This is a genomic window from Streptomyces sp. NPDC005899, assembly GCF_040629645.1.
Classification (GTDB): Bacteria; Actinomycetota; Actinomycetes; order Streptomycetales; family Streptomycetaceae; genus Streptomyces.
Genome location: NZ_JBEXWB010000383.1, coordinates 1 through 5578 on the forward strand (window position 1 = coordinate 1; position 5578 = coordinate 5578).

Here is a 5578-nt window from a genome sequence, read left to right on the forward strand (position 1 = left end):
ACGGCCGGGCCCCGCTCACGCCGGGGCGGGTGTGCCACCGCCGGCCCGTCCGGCCGTCAGCCGCCCAGCCTCACCGCCAGGTCCGCCGCGTCCGTCGTCGGGGCGTCGCACACGAAACGGCGGCAGACGTACGCGGTGGGCTCCCCGCCCACCAGCGGCCGGTGCGCCAGCAGCGGGAACTCGGCAGCCGCCTCCGGGCCCTCTCCGGCCGCGACGACGGCGCCCGGAGCCCGGCCCAGCAGCGCCGTGCGGTGCAGCTCCCCGGCGACCGGACCCGCCACGGCCACCTCGCGCGGACCGTCCAGCAGCGCCTCCGCGACGGCCAGCCCCCAGCCGGTGAAGCGGGGCGCCTTCGGACCGAGCGCGCCGACGATCGCGAGAGCTCCCTCGGCGGCCGTGCGGTGTGCCTCGGAGCCGGTGTGCGCCGCGTACGAGAGCAGGGCGCCCGCGGCGGCGGTCCAGCCGGCCGGGGTGGCGCTGTCCGTGGGGTCCTGGGGGCGCCGGATCAGCTGCTCCGCGTCGTCGGCGGTGTCGTAGAGCTGGCCGTTGGCGCCGGTGAAGCGCTCCAGCACGATGTCCAGCAGGAAGCCGGCGAACTCGAGCCAGGCCCCCTCACCGGTGACCGAGGCGAGCGCGAGGAAGCCCTCGGCGACGTCGCCGTAGTCCTCCAGGACCCCGGAGTTGTCCCCCGCACGGCCGTCCTTGGACGTACGGCACAGCCGGGCGGTGTCGCCCATGTGCACGCGCACCAGCAGGTCGGCCGCCTCGGTGGCCCGCTCCACGAGATCCGGACGGTCGAAGTACGCCCCGGTCTCGGCGAGTGCGGCGATCGCCAGCCCGTTCCACGCGGCGACGATCTTGTCGTCCCGCTCCGGGCGCGCCCGCCGCTCCCGCGCCGCGAACAGCCGGGCCCGCACGTCGGCGGCCCGGGCGGCGTCGGCGTCCCCCTCACCGGGGGTCCGGGCGAGCCTGAGGACGGAGGAGCCCTCCTCGAAGGTGCCCTCCTCGGTGACCCCGAAGTACCCGGCCGCGAAGTCAGCGTCCTCCTCGCCCAGCACCTCACGCAGCTGCGCCGGCGTCCAGACGTAGAAGGCCCCCTCCACGTGCCGCCCCCGCGCGTCCTCGCTGTCGGCGTCCAGCGCGGAGGCGAAGCCGCCCTCGGCGGTCCGCAGCTCGCGCACCATGAAGTCGGCCGTCTCCAGGGCCACCCGGCGGGCCAGGTCCGAGCCGGTGGCCCGCCACAGATGGGCGTACACGCGGCACAGCAGCGCGTTGTCGTAGAGCATCTTCTCGAAGTGCGGCACGACCCACTCCCGGTCGACCGAGTAGCGGGCGAACCCGCCGCCGAGCTGGTCGTAGATCCCCCCGCGTGCCATGGCCGCACAGGTCCCGGCGGCCATCTCCAGCGCGCCGTCGGCTCCCGTACGGGCGTGGTGGCGCAGCAGGAACTCGATCACCATGGACGGCGGGAACTTGGGCGCGCCGCCGTAACCGCCGTGCCTCTCGTCGTACTCCCTGGTCAGCCGCAGCAGCGCCTGCGCCAGCTCCGGCTCGCCGGGCAGACCCGCCCCGCCGTGGGCGAGCGAGCGGCCCGCGAGATCGCGGACGATGCGCCCGGCGACCTCCGCGACCTCCTCCCGCCGGTCCGTCCACGCGGCCACCACTCCTTCGAGGACCTGGAGGAAGGAGGGCATGCCGTGGCGCGGCTCGGGCGGGAAGTAGGTACCGAAGTAGAACGGTTCGGCGTCGGCCGTCAGGAAGACCGTCATCGGCCAGCCGCCCTGGCCGGTCGCGGCCTGCACGGCCTCCATGTACACGGCGTCGACGTCGGGCCGCTCCTCGCGGTCCACCTTCACCGGCACGAAGTGCGCGTTGAGGTAGTCGGCGACGGCCGCGTCCTCGAACGACTCGTGGGCCATCACATGGCACCAGTGGCAGCTGGCGTAGCCCACGCTGAGCAGCACGGGGACGCCTCGGCGGCGCGCCTCCTCGAACGCCTCGGGCGACCACGGCCACCAGTCCACGGGGTTGCCGGCGTGCTGGAGGAGGTAGGGGGAGGTGGTCTGAGCAAGTCGGTTGGCCATACCCCCAATCCTCGCGCACCGGGCTCCCCGGCCGGTCGATCGCCTCGCTCTCTCGCCATGGCGCGCCGGACGCAGGACACTGGGACGGCCATGACGGCCGGCCGGACCGGCTTCGCGGGGACCTAGGGGGACGCATGCGGGACAGCCATCGGGCGGAAGCCGAACGGCTGTTGGTACGGGCCGTGGAGGAGGAGGCACGACGGACCGGCGGACGGACGGATGCGGCCGCGCTGCTGGCGCGTGCGCGCGCCGCGCTGGACACCATGGCGGTGGGCGCGGCCGAGGAGTACGCCGCGTACGTCCAGGCGCTCGACGCGGCGGGCGCGGGGCAGCAGCCGCTGTCCGCGCGGTTCAGCCGCGCGGTGCTGGGAACGCCGCTGCTGGTGACGGGCGTCGCGGCGGTCGCCGCCTTCGGCGCGGACCTCGCGCTCGGCACGGCCTCGGGTCTGGCCCTCGGGGCCGGGGCGGTCGTCGCCGTGGCGGGGACGACGGCGACGGTGGCCCGGGTGACCGCCTCGCACTGGCCGGCCGCCCACCGCAGGGCGGGCGCCCTGAACCAGCCCGGCGGCCACGAACAGCTGAGGCTCGCGTGGCTGACGGCACTGGAGGTACGGGGCATCCGGCCGTTCCTCGACCAGCAGCGGGTGCTGACCGCCGCGTCGCGGCCGGTGAAGAAGGCCACCGCATCCGTGGTGGCGCAGCTGCGCGGCGGGGACCGCAGCGCAGCCGCCCGCACCCGCGCGCTCCTCGAACAGTCCTTCGGTCATCTTCCTGCCGCCGAAGGCCCGTTCACCGGGCGGAAGACCGAACTGGCCCGGATCGCCCGGTGGGTGCACGCCGCCCGCGCGGCCACCGAGACCAGGCCGACCGTCGTCGTCCTGCACGGTGCGCCCGGCTCCGGCCGCACCACCCTGGCCGTACGGGCGGCGCACGCGCTCAAGGACCAGTTCCGCGGGGCGTGCGTCGTCGATCTGCGGGGTGACGTGGCCGGGGAGGCCCCCCTGCCGACCCGGGACGCCCTGCTGCACCTGCTCAACCGGCTCGGCGCGCCCCGCGACCAGCTGCTCTTCCGGGACGGGGCCGCCCCCGACCGCGCGGAACCGGGGGCCCGGGGGAAGCCTCCCGGCGACCAGCAGGTGCGGCGCCTGAGCGAGCTGTACCACCAGCACCTGACGGGCACGCCCGTCACGGTCGTCCTGGACGACGCCACCGACGCCGGCCAGGTCCGCACGCTCATCCCGGAACGCTCGGACAGCCTGGTCCTCGTCACGGCACGCGAGCCGCTCGCCCTGCCCGACGACACCCCGGCCCGGGTGTACCACCTGGCGGTGGGCGGTCTGGACGCGGCGGCCGCCGAGGAGCTCCTGCGCGAGTCCGCCCAGGAGCCCGAGGGCGGCCCGTACGACCACCCGTCCACCGACACGGTCGTCGAGCTGTGCGGCGGGCTGCCGCTCGCCCTGCGGGTCGCCGGTTCCTCCCTCGGCGCGCGCACCCGCGCCGAGCTCGCCGCCTCGCTCGGCGCGTACGGCCCCGTCGCACCCGTGGACCGGGCCCTCTGGCTGCGCTACACCGACCAGTCCGAGCAGGCCCGGCGGTTGCTGCGGCGCCTGGCCCTGGCGGGGCGCGCCAGCCTCGGGGCCGCTGCCGCCGCGTCGCTGCTGTCCACCGACGAGGAGCAGGCCGGGCGGCTGCTGGACGCCCTCTGCCGGTCGGGGCTCCTGACCCACGTGCGGGGCGCGCGCTACCGGCTGCACGACCTGGTACGGGCCTTCGCCCTGGCCAGGCTGCTCGACGAGGAGCCGGCGGCGGAGCGCACCGCCGCCCAGGAGCGCCTCGTCCAGAACTACGCGGAACTGGCCGACGCCGTGATCCGCATGGTCGACGGGAAGATGTCCACCCGGGCCGGGCGGTTCGGCTCGCACGGCTTCAGCTCCCTGGACGCGGCACTGCGCTGGCTGGACGACGAGTCGAGCTTCATCACCTCGGCACTGCGCCACGCCGAGGGAGTCGACCAGGGGGCGGTGCTCCACCTGCTGGGCGCCCTGTGCGACTACTGCCTGCTGCGCGGGGACCTCTACCGGCTCGGCGAGATCAGCGAGCTCACCCGGGCCGTCGACAAGGGCCTCCTGGACCGGTCGGTCCAGTGGCGCACGGGCATCGCGGCCCGGCAGCTCGGTGAGCTGGACAAGGCGCGCACGACGCTGTCGTCCGTCGTCGGCCTGTACCGCGAGGCGCAGAACGACCCGGGTGCCGCGCTGGCCCTGTGCTCGCTCGGCATCACACTGCACCACCAGGGCAATCTGACCGAGGCCTCGGCACGTCTGCGCGAGGCCCTCGCCCTCCAGGCGTCCGACGAGCAGGCGGAGGACCGGGCCTGGTCCCTGCACGCCCTGGCCGCCGTGGAGCGCGACCGGGCGAACCTCGCCGAGGCCCTGACCCTGCTCGACACCGCGCTCGCCCTGCACCGCGAGGGCGAGTCACTGCACGGCGAGGCCTGGTCGCACTTCCAGCTCGGGCAGGTCTGCCTGCGGATGGGCGAGGTGGCACGGGCCGAGGAGGAGCTGGCCACCGCCCTGGATCTCTACGGCCGGACGCAGGACGAGCGCGGCGAGGCCTGGGCCCTGACCCAGCTGGCCCGCGCCCGGCTGATGGACGCGGAGGGCAGCCCGGCCGCCGCCGTGGAGCAGCTGCGCGGCGCCCTGGCCCGCCACCGGGCCAACGAGGACGCGCGGGGCGAGGCGTGGACCCGGTACTACCTGGGGCAGGCGCTGGAGGAGGACGGCGACACCGACCAGGCCGTACGGGAGCTGGAGCGGGCCCGCACGATGTTCTCCCGGATGCGGGACGTGTACGGGCTGGCCTGTGCCCGCCACCACTCGGGCCGCGTCACCCGCGACCAGCGGGCCGCGCAGACGGGCAACCTCCGCAACTCGGGCTTCGCCCGCCAGCTCCTGGTCGACGCCCGGGCCGACTTCCGGCGGATCGGGGTGGCGCACGGCGAGGCGTGGACCTGCCTCGAGCTGGCCCTGATCGACGGCGGTAACAATCGCACGGCGCAGGCGCTGGCGCTGTGCGACGAGGCGATCGGCCTGTTCGCCTCGTACGGGGACGTCCGGGGCGGGGACTGGGCGGCGTTCCTGCGGTGCACGCTGCTCCCGTACGCCTCGCCGGGGGGCAGCGAGGTGGGCACGGCGGTGGCGCAGCAGGAGCTCGCGGACCTGCTGTCCGCCTCCCACCCCCTGCGGGACGGCAAGCTGGAGGACTGCGCGGAGGCCTTCCGGACGGTCCTCGGCCGGGGTGTCGACCTGGACGGCGGCTGGCAGGCCTGGCGCCTCGGCCTGACCCCGCCCCGGCACGCCCGCGAGGTGATGGGCGTGGCGGTGGGCGTACGGCCCTGAGACCCCGGCCACGCAGTCGTCCTCGCGGGCGTGTTCGGCCGGCGAGTGCGAGATCCCGGTGGGGTTCCGTACGAACAGCATGGCGGTCGGCACGGA

2 protein-coding genes are annotated in these 5578 nt (G+C 75.7%); one reads left to right on the forward strand and one right to left on the reverse strand.

The features are described 5' to 3' along the window. Window positions 1-56 precede the first annotated feature (56 nt). Window positions 57-2084: a thioredoxin domain-containing protein gene (locus ABZ371_RS28170; protein WP_358684678.1), complete on the reverse strand. Its 2028-nt coding sequence runs from the start codon at window positions 2082-2084 to the stop codon at window positions 57-59. 134 nt (window positions 2085-2218) lie between these two features. Here ABZ371_RS28170 and ABZ371_RS28175 point away from each other — a divergent pair, with 134 nt between their 5' ends. Further along, window positions 2219-5482, forward strand: coding sequence for a tetratricopeptide repeat protein (locus ABZ371_RS28175; protein WP_358684680.1), 3264 nt, complete (start codon window positions 2219-2221; stop codon window positions 5480-5482). The last annotated feature ends 96 nt before the right edge of the window (window positions 5483-5578 follow it).